This is a genomic window from Desulfatitalea tepidiphila, assembly GCF_001293685.1.
GTDB classification, from domain to species: Bacteria; Desulfobacterota; Desulfobacteria; order Desulfobacterales; family Desulfosarcinaceae; genus Desulfatitalea; species Desulfatitalea tepidiphila.
The window spans coordinates 2,005,405-2,031,109 of sequence record NZ_BCAG01000003.1 but is presented as its reverse complement, the minus strand read 5'-3'; the positions used below and the strand labels follow the sequence as shown (position 1 = coordinate 2,031,109).

The 25,705-nt window shown below is 53.1% G+C and carries 19 protein-coding genes; 15 read left to right on the top strand and 4 right to left on the bottom strand.

The features are described from left to right. The first annotated feature begins 2 nt into the window (after positions 1-2). The 8 genes from argC (at position 3) to aat (ending at position 10,755) form a co-directional block, all read left to right on the top strand. Positions 3-1,037, top strand: coding sequence for an N-acetyl-gamma-glutamyl-phosphate reductase (argC, locus tag DFT_RS13695; RefSeq protein WP_054031727.1), 1,035 nt, complete (start codon positions 3-5; stop codon positions 1,035-1,037). 388 nt (positions 1,038-1,425) lie between these two features. Next, positions 1,426-2,334, top strand: coding sequence for a bifunctional methylenetetrahydrofolate dehydrogenase/methenyltetrahydrofolate cyclohydrolase FolD (folD, locus tag DFT_RS13690; protein WP_054031726.1), 909 nt, complete (start codon positions 1,426-1,428; stop codon positions 2,332-2,334). Between the two features lie 470 nt (positions 2,335-2,804). Next, on the top strand, positions 2,805-3,554 hold the full coding sequence (locus DFT_RS13685; protein WP_161807160.1) for a M23 family metallopeptidase: 750 nt from the start codon (positions 2,805-2,807) through the stop codon (positions 3,552-3,554). 399 nt (positions 3,555-3,953) lie between these two features. After that, positions 3,954-6,485, top strand: a complete 2,532-nt coding sequence (gene secA / locus DFT_RS13680) for a preprotein translocase subunit SecA (protein ID WP_054031724.1) — start codon at positions 3,954-3,956, stop codon at positions 6,483-6,485. A gap of 9 nt (positions 6,486-6,494) precedes the next feature. Then, on the top strand, positions 6,495-6,953 hold the full coding sequence (locus DFT_RS13675; RefSeq protein WP_054031723.1) for a metallophosphoesterase family protein: 459 nt from the start codon (positions 6,495-6,497) through the stop codon (positions 6,951-6,953). Positions 6,954-7,302: 349 nt separating this feature from the next. Beyond that, complete coding sequence (clpS, locus tag DFT_RS13670; protein WP_054031722.1) at positions 7,303-7,617, top strand: ATP-dependent Clp protease adapter ClpS; 315 nt, start codon at positions 7,303-7,305, stop codon at positions 7,615-7,617. A gap of 4 nt (positions 7,618-7,621) precedes the next feature. Beyond that, complete coding sequence (gene clpA, locus DFT_RS13665) at positions 7,622-9,871, top strand: ATP-dependent Clp protease ATP-binding subunit ClpA (RefSeq protein ID WP_054031721.1); 2,250 nt, start codon at positions 7,622-7,624, stop codon at positions 9,869-9,871. A gap of 248 nt (positions 9,872-10,119) precedes the next feature. Continuing rightward, positions 10,120-10,755: a leucyl/phenylalanyl-tRNA--protein transferase gene (aat, locus tag DFT_RS13660; RefSeq protein WP_235506231.1), complete on the top strand. Its 636-nt coding sequence runs from the start codon at positions 10,120-10,122 to the stop codon at positions 10,753-10,755. Positions 10,756-11,266: 511 nt separating this feature from the next. On the opposite strand, the gene DFT_RS13655 is transcribed toward aat, so the two are convergent. Both DFT_RS13655 and DFT_RS13650 read right to left on the bottom strand, forming a co-directional pair. Continuing rightward, positions 11,267-12,322: a sigma-54 interaction domain-containing protein gene (locus DFT_RS13655; RefSeq protein WP_054031720.1), complete on the bottom strand. Its 1,056-nt coding sequence runs from the start codon at positions 12,320-12,322 to the stop codon at positions 11,267-11,269. A gap of 13 nt (positions 12,323-12,335) precedes the next feature. After that, on the bottom strand, positions 12,336-12,698 hold the full coding sequence (locus tag DFT_RS13650; protein WP_161807159.1) for a response regulator: 363 nt from the start codon (positions 12,696-12,698) through the stop codon (positions 12,336-12,338). Positions 12,699-13,171: 473 nt separating this feature from the next. Here DFT_RS13650 and DFT_RS13645 point away from each other — a divergent pair, with 473 nt between their 5' ends. The 4 genes from DFT_RS13645 (at position 13,172) to galE (ending at position 18,224) form a co-directional block, all read left to right on the top strand. Further along, entirely contained in the window at positions 13,172-14,593 is a 1,422-nt protein-coding gene (locus DFT_RS13645) for a sigma-54-dependent transcriptional regulator (protein ID WP_054031718.1), read from the top strand. A 191-nt stretch (positions 14,594-14,784) separates the two neighbouring features. Then, positions 14,785-15,810: an NAD-dependent epimerase gene (locus DFT_RS13640; RefSeq protein ID WP_083453502.1), complete on the top strand. Its 1,026-nt coding sequence runs from the start codon at positions 14,785-14,787 to the stop codon at positions 15,808-15,810. A 20-nt stretch (positions 15,811-15,830) separates the two neighbouring features. Continuing rightward, positions 15,831-17,177, top strand: coding sequence for a UDP-glucose dehydrogenase family protein (locus tag DFT_RS13635; protein WP_054031717.1), 1,347 nt, complete (start codon positions 15,831-15,833; stop codon positions 17,175-17,177). A 63-nt stretch (positions 17,178-17,240) separates the two neighbouring features. Continuing rightward, positions 17,241-18,224: a UDP-glucose 4-epimerase GalE gene (gene galE / locus DFT_RS13630; protein ID WP_054031716.1), complete on the top strand. Its 984-nt coding sequence runs from the start codon at positions 17,241-17,243 to the stop codon at positions 18,222-18,224. A 159-nt stretch (positions 18,225-18,383) separates the two neighbouring features. Here the strand turns inward: galE and DFT_RS13625 are convergent, their stop codons facing one another. Both DFT_RS13625 and DFT_RS13620 read right to left on the bottom strand, forming a co-directional pair. Next, positions 18,384-21,170, bottom strand: coding sequence for an SLBB domain-containing protein (locus tag DFT_RS13625; RefSeq protein ID WP_054031715.1), 2,787 nt, complete (start codon positions 21,168-21,170; stop codon positions 18,384-18,386). A 351-nt stretch (positions 21,171-21,521) separates the two neighbouring features. Beyond that, positions 21,522-21,989, bottom strand: coding sequence for a hypothetical protein (locus tag DFT_RS13620; protein WP_054031714.1), 468 nt, complete (start codon positions 21,987-21,989; stop codon positions 21,522-21,524). A 243-nt stretch (positions 21,990-22,232) separates the two neighbouring features. Here DFT_RS13620 and DFT_RS13615 point away from each other — a divergent pair, with 243 nt between their 5' ends. From DFT_RS13615 to DFT_RS13605, 3 genes are all read left to right on the top strand, one after another. Further along, positions 22,233-24,326, top strand: a complete 2,094-nt coding sequence (locus tag DFT_RS13615; RefSeq protein ID WP_152971986.1) for a YjbH domain-containing protein — start codon at positions 22,233-22,235, stop codon at positions 24,324-24,326. An 88-nt stretch (positions 24,327-24,414) separates the two neighbouring features. After that, complete coding sequence (locus tag DFT_RS13610; protein WP_054031712.1) at positions 24,415-24,882, top strand: hypothetical protein; 468 nt, start codon at positions 24,415-24,417, stop codon at positions 24,880-24,882. A 136-nt stretch (positions 24,883-25,018) separates the two neighbouring features. Continuing rightward, on the top strand, positions 25,019-25,651 hold the full coding sequence (locus DFT_RS13605) for a YdcF family protein (protein WP_054031711.1): 633 nt from the start codon (positions 25,019-25,021) through the stop codon (positions 25,649-25,651). Positions 25,652-25,705: the final 54 nt, after the last annotated feature.

Genomic DNA, 25,705 nt, shown 5'->3' with positions numbered 1-25,705 from the left:
TCATGATCAGAGTCGGTGTCATCGGTGCCTCGGGATATGCCGGGGCCGAGCTGGTGCGCATTCTTGCGAGCCACCCTAAAGTTACATTGACCGCCTTGACCTGCCGGACCGATGCCGGCCAGCGTTTCGATCAGATTTACCCGAGCATGACCGGGTGGGTTGAACTGGTGTGCGAGGCCTACGATGCCGAACGGCTGGCCAAATCCGTGGATGTGGTCTTCACGGCCCTCCCGCACAAACTGCCCATGGCCATCGTTCCCGAGCTCCTGGCCAAGGGGCTGCGGGTGGTGGATCTGTCGGCCGATTTCCGCTTCAAAAGCGCCGAGGCATACGAGGCCCACTATCAGCCGCACACGGCCAGGGAACTGCTCGACCGGGCGGTCTACGGTCTTTGCGAGGTCTATGGCGATCAGATCCGCGGCGCCGACCTGGTCGGCAATCCGGGGTGCTATCCCACCAGCGTGCTGCTCCCCCTCGTGCCGATAGTCAAGGCCGATCTGATCGATACCGACCTGCTCATCGCCGATGCCAAATCGGGCGTCAGCGGCGCCGGCCGCGGCGCCAACGCAACCACCCACTTCTGCCACGTGAACGAATCCTTCAAGGCGTACAAGGTCGGCGGCCACCGCCACACCCCCGAGATGGAAGCGATCTTGAGCGATGCCGCAGGCCGGCCGTTGCACCTCAACTTCGTGCCCCACCTGGTGCCCATGACGCGCGGCATGGAGACCACGATCTACACCCAACCGCGTAGTGGCGTCACCATCGAGCAGATCGCCGAGTGCCTGCACACCTTTTATGCCGGGCGGCCGTTTGTTCGGCTGCGCGGCGAAACCCCGGCCGATACCCTGCACGTCAAAGGCACCAATTTCTGCGATATCGGCTACAAGATCGACCGGTGCAACGGCCGGCTGATCCTCATGTCCGCCATCGACAACCTGGTCAAAGGCGCCGCGGGACAGGCCGTTCAGAACATGAATATCATGCTGGGCCTGCCGGAAACCGAAGGCCTCGGACCGTGCCCCTATCCGCTGTGATGCCTGGCCGCAGTAAACCCAACTGAATGTGATTCACCCTGAGCGGCAAGCATTACAGAAGGCATTTGATAAAAAAAGCGCATGGGAACGGGCATGGTAGGCGTGGGAGGGGCAGGTGGCCAGGGCCACTTGACCGCTTGGCGTGTGGCATCGGTCGCCTGCTCCACCCACGCCGGGTTCAATGAATAGTCTCTATTTCGAATTTTTGCCCCATCGCTGATTCCTTGACATCACACCGGATATGCAATATGGGGTGACATCCGCCTTTTTGGGGCGTCTCTCGTTCACCGAAAACCAGCCGCCACCGATGCAACAACTTTCATCCATACAGATCGGGGAGATCCGATAACACAACCCTATTTACGACTTTGAAAGGAGAGAGAAGCAAATGACTGCAAAGCTTATCATGGGCACAGAGATTAGGGAGCAAATCCTTGAAGAGATTACGGCCGAAGTGAAGCAGATCAAGGAAAAGCACGGCGTGGTCCCCGGGCTGGTCACCATCCTCGTGGGCGAAAACCCGGCGTCTATCTCCTATGTCACCCTGAAGATTCAAACCGCTCACCGGGTCGGTTTCACGGAGATCCAGGACAGCCAGCCCGCAGACATCTCCGAGGAAGCGCTGCTCGCCCTGATCGACAAGTACAACAAGGATGACAAAATCAACGGCATCCTGGTTCAGCTGCCCCTGCCCAAGCACATCGACGAGAAAAAGGTGCTCAACGCCATCGATCCGGACAAGGACGTGGACGGCTTCCACCCGGTCAACGTGGGCCGGCTGATGATCGGCGGCAAGGAAGTCAAGTTCCCGCCCTGCACGCCCTTCGGCATCCAGGAGATGATCGTACGCGCCGGCGTTGAGACCAGCGGCGCCGAAGTCGTGGTCGTGGGACGTTCCAACATCGTGGGCAAACCTATCGCCAACATGATGGTCCAAAAAGGACCGGGTGCCAACGCCACCGTCACCATCGTGCACACCCGCACCAAGGATCTGGCCGCACACTGCAAACGCGCCGACATCCTGATCGTCGCGGCCGGCGTTCCGGGCCTGGTCAAACCCGAGTGGATCAAACCGGGCGCCTGCGTCATCGACGTCGGGGTGAACCGCGTCGGTGAAAAGATCAGCGAAAAGACCGGCAAGAAGGTGGCCATTCTGCGTGGTGACGTTGATTTCGACGCCGCCAAGGAGATCGCCGGCTACATCACGCCCGTGCCCGGTGGGGTAGGGCCCATGACCATCACCATGCTGATGCTCAACACCCTCAAGTCGCTCAAGTTCAAACTGGGCTTGATGTAGATTGCAACATCCGTGTGGAACCGGGCGCCGACACGCCATCCTGCCTGTTCACGCGGGCCTGTACCACAAGCCGTTTATCGAATCCTGTCGCGGGCGGGCAACACCCCGCCCGCGATTAGAAAACCTAACAAAATCAGATCGCAAGCATGACCAAGGTTGACAGATTCTCAGACGCATGGTATTTTTCAAGCCTTAATTGTCATATTTTCCATTGATGTCATATAGTTAGATTGCATTCCGATTTTCCAAGCGCCAATAAAAACAGAGCAGACACCATCATTACAGGGTTGATCATGAAACATAAGCTCTCTTTCATTGTCTTGGGGGGTTCAGGTTCCAAAATCAGACAAGTTCACTTTTCGGACAGGCAGGCTTATGCATTGATGTTTATCGTTTGTCTGGCAGCGGCAAGTCTGGTTTATGGTGCTATCGCTTATATTTCCATGCGGTCCGAGATCCATGAAAAGGGAATGCTCGAACGCCAGCTGGCCCATCAAAGCGAGGAAGTGGTCAACCAGCGGCGCCAGATAGTGAAGTTCGCAGAGGAGATTAACGCCTTAAAAGAGCGCATGGTCGTGCTCGATCAGTTCGAGCAGCAGATACGGTTGCTGGCCGATATCAAACAACCGGGAGATACGGATGGTTTGTTCGGTGTCGGGGGGTCGGCTCCCGAAGATCTGAATCCAGGCATGGAATTGCACGAGACACCAAAACACCTCGTGACGGACATGCATCGCCAGGTCAAACAGTTGGCCAGCGCCTCCGAAAAGAAGGAAAATACACTCACGCGCCTGATCGATCATCTGGAAGAGCAAAAGAATATGATGGCGCATACCCCTGCCATCCGTCCCGCACAGGGATTTATCACCTCGCGCTTCGATTACCGCCAATCCCCGTTTACCGGCCGGCGGGAATTTCACAAGGGCATCGATATCGCCAACCGGCACGGTACCCCGATTGTCGCCACCGGCGATGGTGTGGTCTCGTTTTCAGGGGAAAACGGCGCACTGGGCCAGGTGGTGGTCATCGACCATGGCTACGGCGTGGTCACCCGCTACGCTCATGTCCAAAAAACCTTGAAGAAGCGCGGCGAACGGGTCCGCCGGGGAGACAAGATCGCACTCATGGGTAATACCGGCCGCAGCACCGGCCCCCACCTGCATTACGAGGTGCGGTTGAACGGTGTTCCAGTCAATCCAGAAAAATATATCCTCAATTAACCGTCAAAATCCAATGCCATGAACCTGGTGGCAGCCTCAATGGAGGCAAAAATCGCGTCCCTGCACTCACCTGGCAGAACCGCGGGCCGATCTCATCAACCCCTTTCCAAACAACGCAACCTTGACAGTCTGGTAAAAAGTCCGAAATTCGCGTTTCCCTTCATCCTTGCGAAAGCCGGGATCCCGTATTTTCATTATGCTCTGGATGCCGGCGTTCGCCGGCATGACGCCTCTGCGACTTTTCACGGGTTTATCAACCTAACCCCATCGCAACGAAACAGGTCCGCAAGCGCCGTTTTTCATCTCCTAAAATTGCCTTGAGTATGCCTGGAAAATATTTTAGGTTGGCGTTGTTTTGTTTAAGCCTGGTTCCAAAACAGAGGAAGGACCTACAATCCCATGGTATTGAAACTGCTCACCAGCCTTTTCGGCAGCAAAAATGAGCGTGAAATAAAGCGGCTGCAACCCCTCGTGGACCAGATCAACCAGCTCGAAGCGCGGATGCAGGGGCTGAGCGATGCGGACCTCAAGGCCCAGACCGCAAAATTAAAAACGGCGCTGGAAAACGGTGCATCGCTCGACGACCTGCTTCCTGAGGCGTTTGCCACGGTTCGCGAGGCATCGGTGCGCACCCTGAAGATGCGCCACTTCGACTGCCAGCTGATCGGCGGCATGATCCTGAATATGGGGCGTATCGCCGAGATGAAAACCGGCGAGGGCAAGACCCTGGTGGCCACCTTGCCCGCCTATCTCAATGCCCTGACCGGAAAAGGCGTGCATATCATCACCGTAAACGATTATTTGGCCCGCCGCGACACCGAATGGATGGGGCAGATCTATACCTTCCTGGGTCTCGAGGTCGGCACCATCGTGCACGGCATGGACGACCAGGAGCGCAAGAGAGCCTACGGCGCCGATATCACCTACGGCACCAACAACGAGTTCGGCTTCGACTACCTGCGCGACAACATGAAGTTCGACATCGACACCATCGTCCAGGGCGACCTGCACTATGCCATCGTGGACGAGGTGGACAGCATCCTCATCGACGAGGCCCGGACCCCGCTGATCATCTCCGGTCCGGCCGAAAAGTCGACCCATCTGTACTACCAGGTCAACGGCATCATCCCCAGCCTCAAGGCCGAGCAGCACTACACCAAGGATGAAAAGGCGCGCAGTGTGGCCCTGACCGAGGAGGGCGTGGCCGCCGCCGAACGGCTGCTGCAGGTGGAAAACCTGTATGACCCGCGCAACATCGAGACGCTGCACCATGTCAACCAGGCCCTCAAGGCCCACACCCTTTTCAAACGGGACGTAGACTACATCGTCAAGGAAGGGCAGGTGATCATCGTCGATGAATTCACCGGCCGGCTCATGCCCGGGCGGCGCTACAGCGAGGGGCTGCACCAGGCGCTGGAGGCCAAGGAGGGCGTCCGGATCGAGAACGAAAACCAGACCCTGGCCACCATCACCTTCCAGAACTATTTCCGCATGTACGACAAGCTGGCCGGCATGACCGGTACGGCCGATACCGAAGCCGCGGAATTCAAGAAGATATACAATCTCGAAGTCAATGTCGTGCCGACCAACATGCCCATGATCCGCATCGACAATCCGGACGTAATCTACAAGACCCGCCGCGAGAAGTACGAAGCCGTGCTCGACGAGATCGAGGCCCTGCACACCAAGGGGCAGCCGGTGCTGGTGGGCACCATCTCCATCGATGTCTCCGAACAGATTGCCGAGAAGCTCAAAAAGCGCGGCATCAAGCACGCCGTGCTCAACGCCAAGAACCATGAGGCCGAAGCCGAGATCATCTCCATGGCCGGCCAGAGGGCCGCCGTGACGATCTCCACCAACATGGCCGGCCGCGGCACGGACATCAAGCTGGGCGAAGGGGTCACCGAGCTGGGCGGCCTGCACATCCTCGGCACCGAAAGGCACGAAAGCCGCCGCATCGACAACCAGTTGCGCGGCCGTTCCGGCCGCCAGGGCGATCCCGGCTCGTCGAGGTTTTACCTCTCCCTGGAAGACGACTTGCTGCGCATCTTCGGCGGCCAGCGCATCGGCAGCATCATGGAGCGGCTTGGGCTGCAAGACGGCGAACCCATTGAGCACAACCTGATCAGCCGTGCCATCGAAAACGCCCAGACCAAGGTCGAGGCCCACAACTTCGATATCCGCAAGCACCTGCTGGAATATGACGACGTGATGAACCAGCAGCGCGAGGTTATCTATCGTCAGCGCCGCGAACTGCTCATGGGCAACGACATCAAGGAGACCATCCTGGATACGATCGGCGAACGGGCCGATCAGATCGCCGCGCAATTCGCCGACGAGCGGGCCCTGGCCGAAGATTGGGACTGGCAGGGGATCTCCGACGCGGTCTTCAAACAGTTCAACTACCGCATCAAACCATTCGACGCCGACACCCTCGATGGACTGAACGAGGAGGGCCTGGCCCAGGAGATCTATGATCAGACCGTGGCGGTCCACCAGGCGCGCGAGACCCAATTCGGTACGGACGCCATGCGCCACCTGGAACGGATCGTCATGCTGCAGACCGTGGACAACCTGTGGAAAGATCACTTGCTCAGCATGGATCATCTCAAGGAGGGCATCGGCCTGCGCGGCTACGCCCAGCAAAATCCCCTGCTCGTGTACAAGAAAGAGGGATTCGACATGTTCCAGGCGCTCATCGAGCGCATCAAGGAGGAGACCCTCGGCATCCTGTTCCGCATCCAGTTGGCCGAACCGGCCTCGCTAGAGGAGATGCAGAAAAAGCAGGACCAGGAGCTGGTCTTTTCCGGGGCAGGGGAGTCCGGTCCGCCCAAAAAGAAACCCATCCGGCGGGCCAACGAAAAGGTGGGGCGCAACGATCCCTGCCCGTGCGGCAGCGGCAAGAAGTACAAAAAGTGTTGCGGCCGATAGGACGGTAGCATGATCATCGGGATTATTTCAGATACGCACGGATCCTTGAACCGACCGGCCGCGGAGGCGCTAGCCGGGGTCGATCACATCATCCACGCCGGAGACGTGGGGGCCCCCGATGTCATCACCGCCCTCGAACAGATCGCACCCGTCACCGCCGTGCGCGGCAACACCGACGGCGGCTACCTGGCCAAGAAACTGCCGGCCGTGAACATGGTGACCTTGGCCGGCATCACCTTCTACGTGCTTCACGACATCTTGGTCCTCGATCTCGACCCGGTCGCCGCCGGCGTCCAGGTGGTCGTCAGCGGCCACACCCACCGCGCCGAAATCAGATCCACCGGCGCCGTTCTGTACCTCAACCCCGGATCGGCCAGCCAGTCCAGAAACGGCAACGGGCTGAGCCTTGCCCGCATCGACATCTCCCAAGACGGCCTGAAGCCGGAGATCGTGGACCTGAAGGGATGAAAAATTTGATCGGGCGGGCGTAAAGCCCGCCCCTACAAGGTTTGGATTAGATCCAGATCGTGGCCATTTACGGGCGCAGTAGGTCCGGGGTTTATCCCCGCCCGTTTCCAATCCCAACATCTGTCGGCCTCTATCCCCTGCCAACGCAACACCAAAAAGACACTACTCTCAAGAATCTGACCCTTCGGAGCGATAATCCATACAGACCCCGCGCGCCTGCATCCGGCCCGGTGTTTTTGCAGAGCGTCCGCCCTATCCAGGCTCTTTACAAACTCCGACCCTGATGCTTATAATGATTTTCAAAAAAGCGAGATGAGATGAAAGCATGTATCGATAAAATTTTGATCTCATGAGTGAGTATCTACCCGAAACCATAGGGGATGTTAATGCAAAGACCGAACATGACCTCCGCGAACCGGCCATGTACAAGGTCTTGCTTCACAACGACGATTATACAACCATGGAATTCGTCGTGCAGGTGCTCATGGTGGTGTTTCACAAGTCCATCGAGGACGCGACCCGCATCATGCTCAATGTCCACAAGCAGGGCATTGGCGTATGCGGCCTGTTTACTTACGAGATCGCCGAAACCAAAGTCGATACGGTCGTTCGCATGGCCCGTGACAACGGGCATCCTTTAAAATGCACCATGGAGAAAGCATAAGACCATGATCAGCAAAGAACTCAGCGTTACATTGGGATTCGCCGTTCGAGAGGCCAAGCGCCGGCGCCACGAATATGTGGGCATCGAACATATCCTTTACGCCATCCTGCACGACAGCAACGGCCTGGAAATCGTGGGCGGTTGCGGCGGAGACGTGGAGCATCTCAAACAGGCGCTGGAGAATTTTTTCAGCGAAAAGATGGAAGTGATCCCCGATGGCAGCGAGTACGTACTGCAGCAGACCATCGGATTCCAGCGGGTGATCCAGCGCGCCGTCAATCATGTGCGCTCGGCCGAAAAATCGGAGGTGTCGGTCGGCGACATCCTGGCCTCCATTTTTATGGAGAAGGATTCCCACGCCGTCTTCTTTCTCAACCAGGAAGGCATCACCCGCCTGGATGTTCTGAATTACATTTCCCACGACATACCGGTCGAGCCGCCGCGTCCGGATCAGCTCGGTTTCGGCAAGACCGAAAAAGAGGCCGAGACCGACAAGGAGAAGAAAAAGGCCAGTTTTCTGGAGACCTACACCACGGACCTGGTGCAGATGGCCGGCGAGGGAAAGCTCGATCCGCTCATCGGGCGTGAGGACGAACTCCAGCGAACCATGCAGGTGCTTTGCCGGCGACGTAAGAACAATCCGGTCTTCGTCGGCGAGCCGGGTGTGGGCAAAACCGCCATGGCCGAGGGGTTGGCCCAGAAGATTTTCAACGCCGAAGTGCCCGACATGCTCAAAGAGATGCGGATCTACAGCCTGGACCTGGGCGGCATGCTGGCCGGCTCCAAGTTCAGGGGCGATTTCGAGCAACGTTTGAAAGGCGTCATCAGCGAACTCCAGAAGCGTAGGAACGTCATCCTGTTCATCGACGAAATCCACACCATCGTCGGTGCCGGTGCGACCAGCAGCGGTTCCATGGATGCGTCCAACATCCTCAAGCCCGTTCTGGCCAACGGCGAAATTCGCTGCATCGGTTCGACCACCTACGAGGAATACAAGAACCACTTCGAAAAGGATCGCGCCCTGTCCCGTCGTTTCGAAAAGATCGAAATTTCCGAACCGTCCATCGCCGAGAGCGTGAAGATCCTAAAGGGCCTGCGCACGCGCTATGAGGAGCACCACGACATCGTCTATACCGACACGGCCCTGAAAGCGGCCTGTGACCTTTCCGCCAAATATCTCAACGACCGTTTCCTGCCGGACAAGGCCATCGACGTGATCGACGAGGCGGGCGCCTTCGTGCGGCTGTCGGGCGGCGCCCACCGCACCAAGATCAATCCGGCCGATATCGAAAAGATCGTGGCCAAGATGGCCCGCGTACCCACCGTCAGCGTCTCCACCCCGGACAAGGCCAAGCTCGAGACGCTGGACGGTCGGCTCAAGCAGGTGGTCTTCGGCCAGGACGATGCCATCACGGCCCTGGTTACCGCCATCAAGCGTCAGCGTGCAGGGTTGGGTCACCCTGAAAAACCGGTCGGATCGTTTCTCTTCACCGGCCCCACCGGCGTGGGCAAGACCGAAGTGGCCCGCCAGATCGCGCTCAACATGAACGTGGAGTTTATCCGCTACGACATGAGCGAGTACATGGAAAAGCACGCCGTGGCCCGCCTCATCGGTGCGCCGCCAGGCTATATCGGGTTCGACCAGGGCGGTCTGCTCACCGACGGCATCCGCAAGCACCCTTACAGCGTGCTGCTGCTCGACGAAATCGAAAAGGCCCATCCCGACCTGTTCAACATCCTGCTGCAGGTGATGGACCACGCCACCTTGACCGACAACAACGGCAAGAAGGCCGATTTTCGCAACGTCATCCTGATCATGACCTCCAACGCCGGCAGCCGGGAAATGGCCGCATCCACCATCGGATTCGGAGACCCCAAGAAGGATGCCTCGCGCAAAAGCAAGACAGCCGTGGAGAAATACTTCAGCCCGGAATTCCGCAATCGCCTGGACGCCACCATCACATTTAACGGACTGAACACGGACATCATGGAGCAGATCGTGGACAAGTTCATGTCCGAATTCGCCGTTCAGCTGGCCGCCAAGAAGGTCGAGTTGGCTTACACCGACGCGGCCCGCAAATGGATGGCCAAGAAGGGCTACGATCCGGATTACGGCGCCCGTCCGCTGGCCAGGATTCTACAGACCAACGTGAAGGATATCCTGGCCGACGAAATCCTGTTCGGAAAGTTGGAGAAGGGCGGCAAGGTGACCATCGATCTGAAGGATGAGAAACTGACCTTCGAATACAATTAGGTCGATCCAATTGACAAACGGGGTGGCTTTCGAGCGGGTATAAAGCCCGCCCCTACGGTTGACAGCCCACATCATATTCCAGAATGTGCAGGGGCGGGTTTATACCCGCCTGGTACAAGACGGTTTTACCGACCGACCACTCCTTTTACCATTTCGCACCGCAAGTATCGCTCATGCCCGTATTCACGCTACCCGAAGAATACGTCTTTCCGCCACCCCATCTGGCCACCCGGGAAGGCCTGCTGGCCGTGGGTGGCGACCTGAACCCCGGCAGGATCTTGGCCGCCTATCGCCAGGGCATCTTCCCCTGGTATTCTCAAGGCGATCCCATCTTGTGGTGGTCTCCTGATCCGCGCATGGTGCTCTACCCGCATGAATTCAGGCCATCCAAATCATTAAAAAGGACGATCCGCAGGACTATCTATCAGGTCAGCTTCGATACCGCCTTCGACCAGGTGATCCACAACTGCGGCCGTCTTCGAACCAAAAATGGAGAAGGCACCTGGATCACGCCGGAAATGGAGGCCGCTTATAAAAAGCTTCATATGCTGGGGTATGCTCACAGCGTGGAGGCCTGGCACGATGGGCAGCTGGTTGGTGGCCTTTACGGTATCGCTATAGGCCACATCTTCTTCGGCGAATCCATGTTCTCCACCATGAATGACGCCTCGAAGGTGTGCCTGTATCACCTCAACGCCTTTCTATTAATAAAAAAGTTTTCTCTAATCGACTGTCAGGTGCCTTCTGAGCACTTACGGACTTTAGGCGGGGTTTTCATCGGCCGTGGCGAGTTTCTTGAACAACTGCAGAAACTTATCAAATTTCCAACACACTCGGGCAGTTGGACTGATACAGGCGCAATTGAAATGGCCAAGTCTGGATAAAAGCGGAATATTTTCAGATAAATAAGATTCTATTGACGTCACAAGCAAGCATTATGGTTTCACATAGGTGATGATATCGCTTCATCATGGTTTCTATCTATCTGGCGACGATCATCACCCGTTCTCCTATCGTCGCCTTTACGTCTTTCAGGAATGTGAAATGTATAGGTGAATTGCCTGCGATCAGGTTTCTTCCGTCTGCCGCAATTATCTTTACTATTAATAACTTTAGTTAGCATTGAGACAAGGTGCTCCATTCCAGAGGCCATTATATATGTTTGCATTTGACCCGAATCCATGTCCTCTTTCAATATAAATAATCAGTAATCGATGCAACAATAGTGCCTTGTCTAATTTTCAATTGCGTTGTCTGTGTTGAGGGATTTGATTTTCTAGAATTCATTTGAAAACAAATAGATATTTTTGAATATATTATTTTTGAGCAATGGAATCATCATGAAAAGGCAAAAAGATATGAATGTTATGTTATAAAATTTAAGAATATTATGTTCTAGTCATTTAAGTTTCTTCCAGATGGTGGCGTAATGGCCAATTCTGTAATTTTATTGAGCAGTGTTTTGTAGCTGACTTTCAGGATTTTCGATGCCTTACTCCTGTTCCAGTCGGTTTTCTCTAAAATGTACAGGATAACCTCTCTCTCAACTTTGTCTACGGCTTTCTTCTTTATGGATTTCAAAGAAAAAGAGCTGTTTCCAATCAGGTTTTCCTTGTCGAATTCCATAACAGATGGAAATAAGTGACCACCGGACTCTGTATGTATCGTTCCCTGTGCACTGGTTGCCCGGCTGTTCGTCAGAGATCCGCTAAGAAGTTCATAAACAATCTTTTCCGGATCACCTAATACCAGCATTCTTTTCAGTACATTTTGCAGCTCCCTGACATTGCCCGGCCAATGGTAACTTTTGAGTTGTTCGATCAATTCACGGGCCGGTCTCACAAGGTGCTCTCCTTTTAGCTGGGGGGCATATTCATTCAAATAATAGTCGATGAGCGGCGGTATATCTTCCAACCTTTCACGCAGTGGTGCAATGAAAATGGTGATAATATTGAGGCGGTAATAGAGATCTTCCCTGAATTTGCCTTCGCCGATGTCCTGTTTTAGATCGTGGTTGGTTGCAGCAATTACCCAGGTATCTGTTTTAAAATCTTTTTCTGATCCAAGGGGGGCAAACTCGCCGCTTTGAAGCACATGCAACAATTTGGCTTGGAGGGCCAGTGACATGTCACCTATTTCATCGAGGAGCAGGACACCTCCATGGGCCAACTGAAATTTTCCCTTTCTTTTTTGTTCCGCCCCGGTGAATGCGCCCCTCTCATAACCAAAAAGCTCGCTTTCCAGGAGACCTTCCGGCAAAGCAGCGCAATTGATTTTGATAAACGGCTTTCCCAATCGTGGCGACAATTGATAAAGGTTTTGAGCCACCACCTCTTTGCCAACGCCGCTTTCGCCAAGAATAACTGTATTTAATCCTGTATGCGCGACGTGTTCGATGAGTTCTCTAACGCGCCTGATATTTTCGCTCACGCCAATAATTGGAGGTCCCATTTTTCGCCAATCTTTACATATTAAGCAGCTCTCTGACTGCTTTTTCCAATTCATTTAATTTGAATGGTTTTTCCATTACGAGATTTGCCTTGGCCTCTTTGGCCAAGGCTTCAGGATGCTCGCCCCAACCGGTAATTGCGATGACTGGAATATTTGGAAATTTTTTTTTCACGATGGAAATTACGGCAACACCGCTGATATTGGGAAGAACTAAATCTGTGATGATAAGATTCAGCGATTCCTGCTCTGTTTCAATCGCTTTTAATCCGTCCAGTCCATTGGAAGCTGAAATGACTTCATAGTTCTTTTGCCTGAAATATTTATATAATGCGGAGAGCACTTCATCAGTGTCTTCAATGATCAAGATTTTTGGCATAGAACCCATCATGCGCTCCTTCAGATTCCATTTGAATCGACAAAAGACGCTCTGTCGTTCCTCATCAATGAGTGCGAACAATTGAATCGAATTTTGCAATATCAGGGTGAAATAAATTACACATAGCCTACATGCTATTCATTTGCAAGAATAATGAGACCTTAGACTGTAATTTGGCGTCTTTGAGGGTGGTATCCGGGTTCGATTCCAAATTTATAAAATATAGCAAATAATTCCTAAAAAGTGGAACCATGGTTCACATAATAAGAGGAAAAAGCAGCATTATGATTCACATCTAAGATTGGCAACTTGGAGGATATCCTTCCTAAAAGGTCAGAAAATAGTAAAAAATTAACGGGTTAATAACAATTTTGTTTTTGATAAGCGTTTTTCATATGCTGGGCACGACTATTGCTGATTTTCCGATATTTGAAAAGAGACCAGAGAGTTAAAAAATCATATGAGATTGTGTGATGCCTGACGATCCAAAAACCCAAGACATCCGTAACAAAAGCACCGTTATTTTTGCGGAAACTGTTTTGGATAGAGAACTGCTTAAAAACAGTGTCGTTCGGCGCAGCCAGAAGGTTTTCTGTTTTGAAAACGAGTTGACATGCATTGATAATCTCGAGGCTATCGATCCGGATGTGATTGTAATCAAAACCCAAACAAAAAAAATAATTTGGCGGTTTCTTTTTGCGATACAAGCCTACAAACTGTCTTGCCTGGTTTTGGCCCCCTCATCGATCAAAAAGTGTGAACAGCAGTTGAGCGATCAAACAGGTATAACCCCACTGCCCATCTCCACATTCCGTTCTATCGGAGAAATGCATAAAATATTGGACAATTACAATGATACAGGTCATGTTCCGAACTTGCCTATCGGCAGACAAGATCCGGTATTGGTGGGTAATCACCCGAATATCAAGCACATCAGATCAATTTTACCTACGATTGTTGAAAACAACAGCCCCATTTTGATTTACGGGGAACCTGGTGTCGGTAAGGAATTACTGGTTCGGCGAATATTTAAAGATCTTGGACCAGACGCTGTCATCGTAAAAGTGGATTGTTCGGGAGTAAGTTTAGAGACAATAGATGCGAAAGGGGCTTTTATTCAGCGGATCCAGGAAAAATATGCCGGTTTTTTTGACCGAAACAGAAGCGGACCTAATCCCCTGGTGCTTTACCTGGATCGGATCGAAAGGCTCGATAGAAAGATTCAATCCAAACTGCTCCTGGTGCTTGATGATTACTCACAAGACTTTTTTGACCTTTTCAAACATTCGAATAAACAACTCAGGATAGTGGCCACAACGAACCATACGCCGACTTCATTTACACAGGCCTATCCTGTGAGGTCTGATGTATACCATAGACTGAATGTCATTCCCTTGTGCATTCCTCCGATCAGGGAACGCCGAGAGGACATACCGGTTCTCGTGGACTATTATGTCATTCATACGTGTGCGGATTTAAGTTCGAACTTGATGCCTCTCTCCACTGAGGTGCAAAAACGGTTCTTACGCTATGAATGGCCCCGCAACTTGAAGGAACTGCAATCCATCGTGTATCGCATTGTGCATGATCGAGATGAGTCCGTTGTCCTGCAAGAGGATATTTTCCCAGTTTCAGCAGAACCTGAAGCCGAATTGTACGATTTTCCGCTGAGTTCCGCGCCTATGCCTGAAACGCCGGAAATTGAGGATTTTTTGACTACCGCAAAAGAAATTTCGTTGAAAAATGTTTGCCATGTGTTTGCGGCCCGTATTGAAAAGAACCTGATAGAAAAGGCAATGGAAAAAACCAACTGGAATCGAAAGAAAGCAGCGGCGTTGCTCAATATCAGTTACAAATCCATGTTGAATAAGTTGAAAATGTATGAAATTGTGTAACCGCGTTTAGCTGCATGGGTAGATTTTTATTTATATTTTTGACGGCACCGTAAAAAGTTCGGAACTCGCTTTTCCCGTCATCCCGGGGGAAGCCGGGATCCAGTATTTTCAACATGTTCTGGATGCCGGCGTTCGCCGGCATGACGCATCTGCGACTTTTTTTAGTTTTATCATTTTTTAAGGATAGAAAAATGCGAATGGACTATGATCAGGTACTGGTGACCGGGGCTGCTGGTTTCATCGGTTATCATCTGTCTGAACGGCTCTTGGCGGAGGGGAAACGAGTCGTTGGGCTGGACAATATGAATTCTTATTATGACCCCTTGCTTAAAGAGGCGCGACTGGAGAAGTTGCGCCTTCATTCTTCTTTCCAATTCCACAAGGCAGACCTGTCAGACAGCGCCAGTGTGCAGACGGTATTCTCGAAACACCGATTCGATGTCGTCGTCAACCTGGCCGCCCAGGCCGGCGTTCGTTACTCCCTCGAGAACCCGGGGGCCTATGTGAATGCCAACCTCGTCGGATTTGTAAACATTCTCGAAGCATGCCGGCACAGCAAGGTCAAGCACCTCGTCTTCGCCTCTTCGAGTTCAGTTTATGGCGCAAACACCAAGATGCCTTTTTCGATCCATGACAACGTCGATCATCCGGTATCCCTATACGCCGCCAGCAAGAAAGCCAATGAACTCATGGCGCATACATACAGCCATCTGTTCGGCCTGCCATGCACCGGATTGCGCTTCTTTACGGTTTACGGTCCATGGGGCCGACCCGACATGGCGCTGTTTCTTTTTACCAAAGCCATCCTGGAAGACCGTCCCATCAAAGTTTTCAATCACGGGAAGATGAAAAGGGATTTTACTTACATAGACGATATTGTTGAAGGCGTCGTTCGTGTCATGGCGCATCAACCCGAACCCAACCCGAAATGGTCCGGCGACGCCCCGGATCCAGGAACATCTTATACACCATACCGCCTGTACAATATCGGGAACAATAATCCTGTAGAGCTTTCAACCTTCATCGAAGAGATTGAATCCGCGTTGGGAAAAAAGGCTCAAAAAGACTACATGGATTTACAACCCGGCGATGTTCCGGCCACTTATGCTGATGTGGATGCCCTCACGCAAGATGTCGGTTTCAGACCGGACACACCCCTCAGGGAGGGTATCCGCAAATTTATCGAATGGTATCGTTCGTACTATCATCAGCAATAAGCAACAGGGGGATTACCTAAATGAACGTTTGTATCATCGGCACCGGTTATGTCGGCCTTGTGGCAGCCGCCTGTTTTTCGGAAATGGGAAACAACGTGACCTGCATCGATAAGAATTCCCGCATCGTGGAATCCCTCAACAACGGGAAGATTCACATCTATGAGCCGGGGCTGGAACCTTTGGTCAAAAGAAATCATGAAGAGGGCCGGCTCAAGTTCAGTTCCTTGCTTGAAGAGGGCATGAAGGATGCCTTGTTCGTGTTTAACTGCGTCGGCACGCCGCCCAATGCGGATGGATCCTGTGACCTGACGCATGTGAAACAAGTCGCCCGCGATATCGGCAGATGCATGGAAGAGTACAAAATTATCATCAATAAATCGACCGTTCCGGTCGGTACCGCCGATACGGTCAAAAAGATCATCAAGGAAGAGCTTGAGAACCGCGGGCTCAACCTTGAATTCGATGTGGTGTCGAACCCGGAGTTTTTGAAAGAAGGCGATGCGGTCGGTGATTTCATGAAGCCCGACCGCGTCATTGTCGGAACCGATGATGTGCGAACCGCAAAGTTGTTGGAAACGCTCTATGCGCCTTTTGCGCGCAGCCGCGAAAAAATGATCGTCATGGGTGTGCGTTCCGCTGAAATGACCAAGTATGCTGCCAACTGCATGCTGGCCACCAAGATTTCCTTTATCAATGAGATCGCCAATATTTGCGAGCGGGTCGGTGCCGATGTCAAAGATGTCCGAATCGGATTGGGATCTGATCGAAGAATCGGTTACAGCTTCATTTATCCGGGCGTCGGTTACGGGGGATCTTGTTTCCCTAAGGACGTGAAGGCGTTGATTCATACGGCCAAAGAACATGGTTACGCTGCCGAACTGGTCAGCGCCGTGGACAGCGTCAATAACAGACAGAAAGTCGTGATCGTGGAAAAAATCAGATCCTATTTCGAAAATCTTGGTGGTGTTCGCGGCAAGACACTTGCCATGTGGGGACTGGCTTTTAAGGCCAGCACGGATGACATTCGAGACTCGGCAGCCATTGAAATCATCTCGCATCTCACCGCCGACGGTATGATCGTCAAGGCTTTCGACCCGGAGGCAGGACCGAATGCCCGACAGGCATTAAAGGACAATGATCTAGTGACCATAATGGACGACCAGTACCAGGTGCTGGACGATGCCGATGCCTTGGCCGTGATTACCGACTGGAACCAGTTCAGAAATCCAGATTTTAATAAAATCAGGGAAAAGCTGAAGGTGCCGATCATTTTCGATGGTCGTAATTTGTTCTCGTCATCCCACCTGGCCGGCTTAGGGTTTGCCTATTTCGGTATTGGGCGTCCGGTAATTGCATCGAAGTCATGACCATCCGTTTACGCCGATGGGGAGCCGAAACCGGAAGGATCATCAGGGAGCATCGTCGTTGATATGAGTGCGTCCAATCCAACCGTTCTGGTGATAGGTGGAGCAGGTTACATCGGCAGTCACATGGTCAGGGAACTGATCGAGAAGAATTATTCGGTTGTCGTTCTAGATAACTTTTCTACAGGCCATCGGCAACTCGTCACAGGTGGTCAACTCATCGAGGGTGGGTTGGGAAACGTCGATCTTTTGCGAGATATTTTTTCCAAGTATCCTATCGATGCCGTGATGCACTTTGCGGCCTTCTCACTCGTAGGGGAATCTGTCCAGGCGCCTCTCAAATACTACCGTAACAATGTGGCAGAAACGATCAACCTGATTGAAACGATGATCGGTCACGGGATCAAACGTTTTATTTTTTCTTCCACTGCCGCTGTGTATGGAGAACCGGAGAAAATTCCCATCGCCGAAAACCACCCTCTCAATCCTACCAATCCATACGGCAGCACGAAGCTCACCGTTGAGCGCATGCTGGCGGATTGCGACACGGCCCACGGCTTGAAATCCATCAGCCTGCGCTATTTCAATGCGGCAGGCGCACACCCGTCAGGAATGATCGGCGAAATGCACGAACCTGAGTCGCATCTCATTCCGCTGGTCCTTAGGGCCGTCTTATCGCACGTCCCGATAAAGATTTTCGGAAGCGACTATCCCACACCGGACGGCACGTGCATCAGAGATTACGTCCATGTCTGTGACCTCGCTCAAGCCCACTTGCTCGCCCTTCAGACCCTGTTGGAAGGGGGCGGGAGTCAAGTCTTCAATCTCGGCAACAGCGTTGGTTTTTCCGTACGGCAGGTCATCGAGTTGGCACGTCAGGTGACGGGCAGGGCGATTGAAGCCGTCGAGCACGATCGGCGCCCTGGGGATCCGGCTGTACTGGTCGCCGATTCAAGCAAGGCCCGGCGTATTTTGGGATGGTCACCGGTCTATGAAAATCTGGAAGCTATCATCGAGAGTGCCTGGCGATGGCATCGGAGCCAACATTGACGGCGTCGTAAGAAGCCCAATATCTGTGTTGCGCTCATCCCGTCGTCCTTGCAGCGTACAATAAGTACGCCTCAGGACACGGAATTTCGAGCGCCTTGATCTTGAGCTTCTTACGACGCCGTCCCGCAACCATTTTTTGCGAGCCTGCCAGCACTCTTCTTAAAATGCGGCGATCAACACACCGGCTGAAACGGCGATCTGGAAGGTGATTTCGGTGATGCTTTTGACCACCCTCAGCCACGGATATTTCTCCACCCGTTTTGGCACAATAATAGTATCTCCGGCCTCGACCTCGATGCTTTCGAAACTGCCCAATGCCCATCGATGATTGTCCGTATCCCAGGTCGCAATACCCCAGAAACCCTCCTGCTTTTTGCTGATGACCGTCCCGTTGGCCTTGACCAGGTATATCTGCTTTTCGTCGGCATTATCGTTGGGGCCGCCGACCTGATCAAGATAATTTCCAGTTGTCCTGTTGTCCGTCCAGAGCAAGGCAGTGGGATTGTAAACCTCCCCCAGCACATTGACATAATCGGGTCTTTTCTTGACGATCAGCCGGTCGCCGGGCTGCACTTTCAAATCCTGTTCGGATTGAGGCGAATGGATTATTTTTTCAAGATCCACCACCATTCTTCCTGTGGGTTCACTGTTCCTTATCTTTTCCAGCAGCTGTTTTTTAGCCGCCAGTGTTTTCAATATAATCGCGGTTTCCTCCTGCTCTAAAGAAGTCTCGGCCGACTGGCTGGTCAACGTCAGGATGTCTTCCTCAAGCTGGTTGACATACTCTTTCAGGCGTTCTTTTTGCAGCGTTTTGACATCTTCACGGATGTAAACGGCACCGAACAGATAAGCGTCTTTGGTCAACCCCCCGGCGCGCTCTATGACCGAGCTGAGTCGTTCTCCTTCGGTGAACGTATATTCACCGGGAAAGGCGAATTCGCCTTCCACGGTCAATTTTCGCTCTAAAACTTCTTTGAAGCGTGGGATTTCCCGAATATAGATAGCGTCGTAAGGCCTTAGGGCGATGTCATCCTGGGGGTTGCCGGCAATGGCTTTCGAGGGTGAAAAATCGATTGCCGTCATATCCGTGGTTTCCCTGCCTACAGAGATCCGGGATAACGACGCGTTTTCCATGTAGGCAGAGGGCAAAAAGCTGCCGGCCCTGAAAATCAAATCCTTCACCCGCATGCCCTGGTACAGGCGATAGGTACCCGGTACTCTCACGGCGCCGTTGATCGTCACCTGAGGAAGACTGGATTTTTCGGCAAGATCGTAAACCATGATGCGGTCCATATCACGAAGAGCGATGTTCTGGTCGGCATCGCCGTCTAGGAGTGCGCCAAGATCGAACTCGATGATTTCCGGGTGCAGGTCCGGAGGCGTCAGGCGCACGATTTCAGCCCGGTGTAAAAAGGGTTCGGGCAAAAGGGCGTCATATGACGGGATCAAATCTCCGATGCGCATACCCTCCTTGAACTCGTATTCCCTGGGGTACTTCACATGACCCTCCAGAAACACCACCTGACGCATTTGGCGATGAATGGGAAATACCTTGACCACATCACCGTCGACCAGAAGGGTGTCCATCTGATCTTGTCCGGTACCAGGTTTGTCCTGCATGTTAAAGCTTTTGACAATCCGGCGACTGTTGGCGGACATGCGTTCGACCACCACATTCTGCAAATGGCCGGTGGGCATAATCCCACCGGCCATCTCGAAAAGCTGTCTTAAGGTGGTTGCCCCCTTCATTTCATATATGCCCGGCCTTCGCACATTGCCTGCAACACCGGCCACCCCGCCAATGACGGGCACCAGCACAGTGTCTCCTGAGCGCAACCGGATGTCTTCGATCTTTCGGCCGTCGATTAAAAACGTGTATAAGTCCATCGTGGCGAGCTCTGTTGCACCACGGGCCACCTTGACGGCGCGCAGGCTGCCTGTCTTGCGCGGTCCGCCGGCGGCGTAAAGGGCATCGACGATCGTCGATAAGCCGCTCACAAGATAAGCGCCGGGGCGCTGGACTTCCCCGATGACAAAAACCTGGATCGATCTTAACTGATCCATGGTGATACTCATGGAGAAATCCGCATAGTACTCTTTGAATTTACTTTCAAGCAGTCGTCTGGTTTCCCTGAAGGTGAGTCCAGCAACGGTGAGACTGCCTACGCGTGGGATGACGATGGCCCCCTCGGGCGTGACCTTGACCGTATATTGATCTTCTACATTTCCCCATAAATAGATGATAAATATATCTCCCGGCCCCAATATGTAATCCTCGCCCACGGGAACATCGGTAAAGGGCGTGAACGCCGCCGGGGATGCGCCGAAGAAATCGTAACCGAATTGCCGCAATTCACGATCAATGGTTTGGGGAAATGCCCCTGACAAGATTTCCTCGATGCGTGAGGGTTTTTCTTCCAAGCTCGGCGCTATCGTTGTTTCGGTTTTGCGTTCGACCTCGGTCTCTGTCGGCATCATCAGCCGCAATCCCGGATAGCGCGACATCCATTTTTGACGCTGTTCATCTCTCATTCCGGCCAGGATTTCAGATTTGACGCGGTCTTCCAGGCCGATGAATATGAGTTCCTGATCCGCCTCGTCCAGACGTGAAAACAGTTCTGGTTTCACTGGATCTTCCAATGCCATAAATACCGTCTTTTTCTCCTTACTGTTGAGCAATTTGAAGGCCAGAACTTTTTCTTCCAGATCCAGATGCCGAAAGGCCGCTATCTTCTGCTCAGGTGTCAGTTGCCTGAACAATCGACGCCTATCTTCGTTCGACCCCCCCTTGAGCAGTCGTTCAACATCCGTGTCACTGAGTTTGTCGGTCGCCATTTTTTCTTGGACAGAAAGATCGGCCGCATGCGACATGGCGGTCATGAACAGCAGCGCGATGAGAAAAAATGCGCCGTAAAGCCTCTTTGAAACAGTGTTGTTTGAATGCATCGGATCCGCCTGGTTACGACAATTGTATAAATATACAGTTTAAAGAGGGTCGGTTGCGATGAGCCGGAATATTCGGTTTCGATGGATCAATTTTGCAACCATGAATTTTGATGGCTTCGCAATACGTCCGGAATCAGGTTTTACCGGCATCCCGGCGGATTTATCGTCATCCTCGCGCTTTTATCGTCATCCCGGCGGAAGCCGGGATCCAGTATTCTCAATATGTTCTGGATACCGGCGTTCGCCGGTATGACGCTACTGCAACTTCTAAGGAAGCGTTATGCTTTTGGGCCGCTTCCTATGTTCAAATGTTTCGCCGCGAAACGGGGTAAGCCGCTTTTTACGGTTTTATCAATTTTGATTGGATGGGCCTGCTGTCATGCCCTCCAAGTTCAGCCCGTACCCTTTTGCTAAATCGGCCATTTCAGACCGCCAGAGGACCACATGATGCTCACCTTGCGCCAGCATGCGGTTTGCTTCCTGAACAAGGAGTGAATCCTGTGTCTCGAGGGCGAGCAAGATCGTGCGAAAGCCCCGCATACGAAGTGACGCCGCTTCGAGATACAATGAATGCAACGCTTGCACAGGTCGGGTCTGCGGTTCGATACGGCCGGCTAATTGGAAGAACCGCTCATAGACCGGAATAATATTGGATGACAACGCCGAGCTCAAGGATTGATCGGAAACATAGTTTGCCCCGGTTTGCCCGGCATAGCAACTCAGCGCAATCGTTTCCAGTTCTGAAATCGCGTAAATGTCCCGATTCAGATAAATCGCGAGATCACGCGGCAATGGGCTGAGCGCGCATCCCTCGAGCATCCACCAGCACAATACCGCCAGCAGGGGTGTAGCGATATGTTTCGATTTGATATTCCTGCTCCGTTGGTTTAAGAGCTCTTTAATTTCATATCACAAGCTTGTGCCGAAAATTAACACGTTCCCCCTACTTTTGGCAATGGGATCGAGCCTCGTGGGATAACCCTGAGCGACACGAATCAAGATCTGGAGCCATCCCTTTTGTTCACGCATCAGACCGCTATCCAAAACTTCGGCGAAATAACCATGGCCGTGCGACCGAATGGAACGGTTCCGCTGATGCTATTGCACAGCAGCACCCCATCCTGCCGTGTCCTTACCGGAACGTCCATTCTGATCCTATCGCTTTTGCTCATTTGTCTTCTTTGCGCCGAAGTGGCGGCTGCTGACAAACCGTATGATATGAGTGCCAATTGGGGTGGGACCGGTCTGATGGAGATCCCCACGGCCAGGATTTTACCCGACGGCGCCATGCGCCTGGGCTTCGCCAATGCAGATCCCTATAGATGGTACAGCTTCGGGTTTGGGGCCTTCCCCGGCCTGGAGTTTACGGCCCGATATACGGATGTGACCAATCTCCCATCGGGCCTGGGATCGGATTTCGGATCGTACAAAGACAAAGCGTTCGATCTGAAATACCAGCTGCTGCCCGAATCCAAACTCGTCCCTGCGATCGCTATCGGTCTAAACGACTTTCAGGGCACCCGGCTTTTCGAATCCCAGTATCTGGTCATCAGCCGGCAGCTCTATCCTTTGGACATCACCTTGGGCGTGGGCCGCAAACGCTTGAAGGGACAACTGTCCATCGGCGATGAGATTGGATTTTGGGGCGGCGTCGAATGGGCCATCACAGATCGCCTGCACTTGTTGCTGGAGTACAATCCCATCGACTACGAAAAAGATCCATTACCGATTAAAGGCGTTCCCGAGGGCAGTGATTTTCCACTGAATGCGGGGCTGCGATACCGGACATGGTTCGGATGCGATCTCGGGCTTTCCTATCAGCGTGGCGACACCCTCGGTTTTTCAGTTCACCTTCAATTCGGTCTGGGCCGTCCCATCCTGCCGCCCAAGCCCGATCCACCGTCATGGCGCTTCGCCGGTTGCCTGGCGCCTGCGACCGAAGCCCGCATCGAAACAGTTCAACGATTGACATCGGATGTGAAAAAGGCCGGGCTCGATAATGTGTCGGTAACGCTGTCAGACCGTGAGCTGATCGTCGAATTCGAAAACAACCGTTATCCCTCCGACAGTCAGGCTGCGGGTCGTGTGATGCGGTTGATGTTGGCGCACTCACAACACCATGATATTCAACTCACCATTGTGATGAAGCGTAGTGGACTGAAAATATTGAGGATATCGGTAGACTCCGAGGATCTTCGGCGTTATCTGGTGGGCCAATTGGCGCCCGATCAGTTTGCGCAGTCGCTTTCGATAGTCAATGCTGATCCCTCTGCTACGGCCCAGGCCATGGACACGGCGATCAATCATCGCGAGAAGCGCCAAGCGTTGGACTACGGAGTAGATCCTGTTCTGGAATCCTTTTTCAACGATCCCTCCGGCGTTTACCAAGCCCGCCTCACGCTCAGGCCCTACGGTACTGCTCACGTCTGGCCGGGGGCCGCGATCCATGGCAGTTTTGACATCCCCCTGTTTTCGGATATCGAGTCGTCGAACGTCCCCCCGCCCGAGGCCGTCCGCAGCGATTTTTGGAAATACCTCGGCAGCGAGACAGCGGTAAACCGGCTTGTTTTTGATCAACTCATCAAGCTTGGACCGCCCGTTTTTGCGCGTATCAGCGCCGGATACCTCGAGCGCATGTATGCCGGGGTGGGCGGGGAGGTGTTGGCTTTCCTCGACCAGGGGCGTTGGGCACTCGGCTTGGAAGGCGACTGGGTTCGCAAACGCGATCCGGATGACAGCTGGACGCTTACAGATCAGGTGGAATACACCTTGCTGGGTAATGTTTACTATCGCTATCTACCCTTGGACATCACCTTGAAGATGCAGGTCGGCCGTTTCCTGGCCGGAGACCAGGGCGTGCGGTTCGAATATCGGCGACGCTTCGACACGGGCGCGCAAATCGGCTTCTGGTACAGCATCACAGATACAGATGATTTGACAGGATTTAACAAGGGATACAACGATCAGGGCATTTTTCTCAAACTGCCCTTCACCATGTTCACCGACCGGCCGACACGCAGGACAATACACTACCAGATATCGCCATGGACCCGGGACGTTGGTGTGACCATCGACCACTGGAGGAGTGTTTACGACATCGCCGCCGATTTGAGCCCGGCCTATTTCAGACGCAATCTGGATGAGATCGAAAAATAGCACGCCCTCCGGCCGCCCATCATCAGTCATTGAAAACAGCTCTTGAATAATGTGCCAAGAGTCGCTAAATTTTCAAATGGAGGTGGATATGAAACTCAAGCGTCGACCCCTTACATCCTATTCCACGATAGCACTCCTGGTCCTGATGTTGATTCTGGCGCCGGTTCTGTCGCCCCACGTGCAGGCCCAGGAGGCCGCTGGCGCCGCCGGTTCGGGATCTGTTGAACCACCGGCCGGAGCTGCCGCCGGCGTCGGTGTCTCGGGGCCGACCCCGGCCCCCCCGTCCACGGGGAAAGGTGCCTTGGCCCCCCCGCCCCAAACAGCGGTCCCAAGCGAGCCTGATACTGAGCAGACGACAGAGGTGGTCGAGGTTCCCAAAGGCATCGGCGCATCGGCAGGAACCGCCGGCGTTGCCACTGCCGAATCCGGCGGTGGTATTGCTTTGGGCTGGAAGATCGCAGGGGGAGTATTGGGCGTTGGACTTCTGGTGGGACTTTTAGCCGGCGGTGGCGGCGGCGGTGGCGGTGGCGGCGGTGGTTCCACACCAAGCCATTAATCCAAACTATTCCTCTATAGTTAAGCGGACACGATTCCGCTCAAAAACAAAAAAGGCAGCCAGCCCCTTAGGGCTGCTGCCGTCCTTGACACACCGTCGTTCTTTTTATCATCTTATCGCATAGTAAAAGTTGATCATGGTGCCATCTGCCCAAATCTTTTATCAAAAACGCTCATTCATATTAGCCGTAATTGTTTTCATAGCCGTATTGGTATCTGTATGGGCCACATTATTTCTACCCAGTTACCTGCTCTATGAGACGCCACCGATAGACGCTGATGTGGTTGTGGTGTTTGGGGGTAACGATTTCGAAGCACGCAAGAGACAAGCTCAGGAGTTGATCGACAAAGGGCGAGTAAGTTTTATGATTGTGCCGTTTCAAGGGAGGATCTACGCCACTCGAAAGGCCAATACACTTATAGCTCCGACTCAGACCACCGCTATTGTCAGAGAAATCCGTTCGAAGAACCTCCGGTTCTATGTGGAGGAGACCCACATCGAGATGCTGCAGACGTTGAAGCTATTGGCATACATCCAAGCATCGCGGGCTATCATCGTTAGCTCACCCTATCACATGCGGCGTATCCAGGTCATCGCCGACTTGGTATTAGACCCGCATATTTATACTGTCGCCTTCGTACCCACAGCCTATGCTCCGCCAAATAAACCATGGTTTACCAGCCGGGTCGATGTGAAATGGGTATTCTCCGAGTTGGGAAAGATCAGTTGGCTGCGGCTTTACAGTCCTTTCTATTCGCCCACATACTGACAACACCTGTCAGGCTTTAGGCCCCGGTACTCACCGGGTTGGAAAGTGCAGCGT

Bases quoted from the DNA above. Each gene is read 5' to 3' on its own strand.
- DFT_RS13605 (WP_054031711.1), top strand. From the start codon at position 25,019: ATGGTGCCATCTGCCCAAATCTTTTATCAAAAACGCTCATTCATATTA.
- DFT_RS13640 (WP_083453502.1), top strand. From the start codon at position 14,785: ATGCGAATGGACTATGATCAGGTACTGGTGACCGGGGCTGCTGGTTTC.
- DFT_RS13615 (WP_152971986.1), top strand. From the start codon at position 22,233: ATGGCCGTGCGACCGAATGGAACGGTTCCGCTGATGCTATTGCACAGC.
- clpA (WP_054031721.1), top strand. From the start codon at position 7,622: ATGATCAGCAAAGAACTCAGCGTTACATTGGGATTCGCCGTTCGAGAG.
- galE (WP_054031716.1), top strand. From the start codon at position 17,241: ATGAGTGCGTCCAATCCAACCGTTCTGGTGATAGGTGGAGCAGGTTAC.
- DFT_RS13620 (WP_054031714.1), bottom strand. From the start codon at position 21,989: ATGCTCGAGGGATGCGCGCTCAGCCCATTGCCGCGTGATCTCGCGATT.
- DFT_RS13685 (WP_161807160.1), top strand. From the start codon at position 2,805: ATGCTCGAACGCCAGCTGGCCCATCAAAGCGAGGAAGTGGTCAACCAG.
- DFT_RS13675 (WP_054031723.1), top strand. From the start codon at position 6,495: ATGATCATCGGGATTATTTCAGATACGCACGGATCCTTGAACCGACCG.
- secA (WP_054031724.1), top strand. From the start codon at position 3,954: ATGGTATTGAAACTGCTCACCAGCCTTTTCGGCAGCAAAAATGAGCGT.
- DFT_RS13625 (WP_054031715.1), bottom strand. From the start codon at position 21,170: ATGCATTCAAACAACACTGTTTCAAAGAGGCTTTACGGCGCATTTTTT.
- DFT_RS13610 (WP_054031712.1), top strand. From the start codon at position 24,415: ATGAAACTCAAGCGTCGACCCCTTACATCCTATTCCACGATAGCACTC.
- DFT_RS13645 (WP_054031718.1), top strand. From the start codon at position 13,172: ATGCCTGACGATCCAAAAACCCAAGACATCCGTAACAAAAGCACCGTT.
- DFT_RS13650 (WP_161807159.1), bottom strand. From the start codon at position 12,698: ATGCCAAAAATCTTGATCATTGAAGACACTGATGAAGTGCTCTCCGCA.
- DFT_RS13655 (WP_054031720.1), bottom strand. From the start codon at position 12,322: ATGGGACCTCCAATTATTGGCGTGAGCGAAAATATCAGGCGCGTTAGA.
- DFT_RS13635 (WP_054031717.1), top strand. From the start codon at position 15,831: ATGAACGTTTGTATCATCGGCACCGGTTATGTCGGCCTTGTGGCAGCC.
- clpS (WP_054031722.1), top strand. From the start codon at position 7,303: ATGAGTGAGTATCTACCCGAAACCATAGGGGATGTTAATGCAAAGACC.
- folD (WP_054031726.1), top strand. From the start codon at position 1,426: ATGACTGCAAAGCTTATCATGGGCACAGAGATTAGGGAGCAAATCCTT.
- argC (WP_054031727.1), top strand. From the start codon at position 3: ATGATCAGAGTCGGTGTCATCGGTGCCTCGGGATATGCCGGGGCCGAG.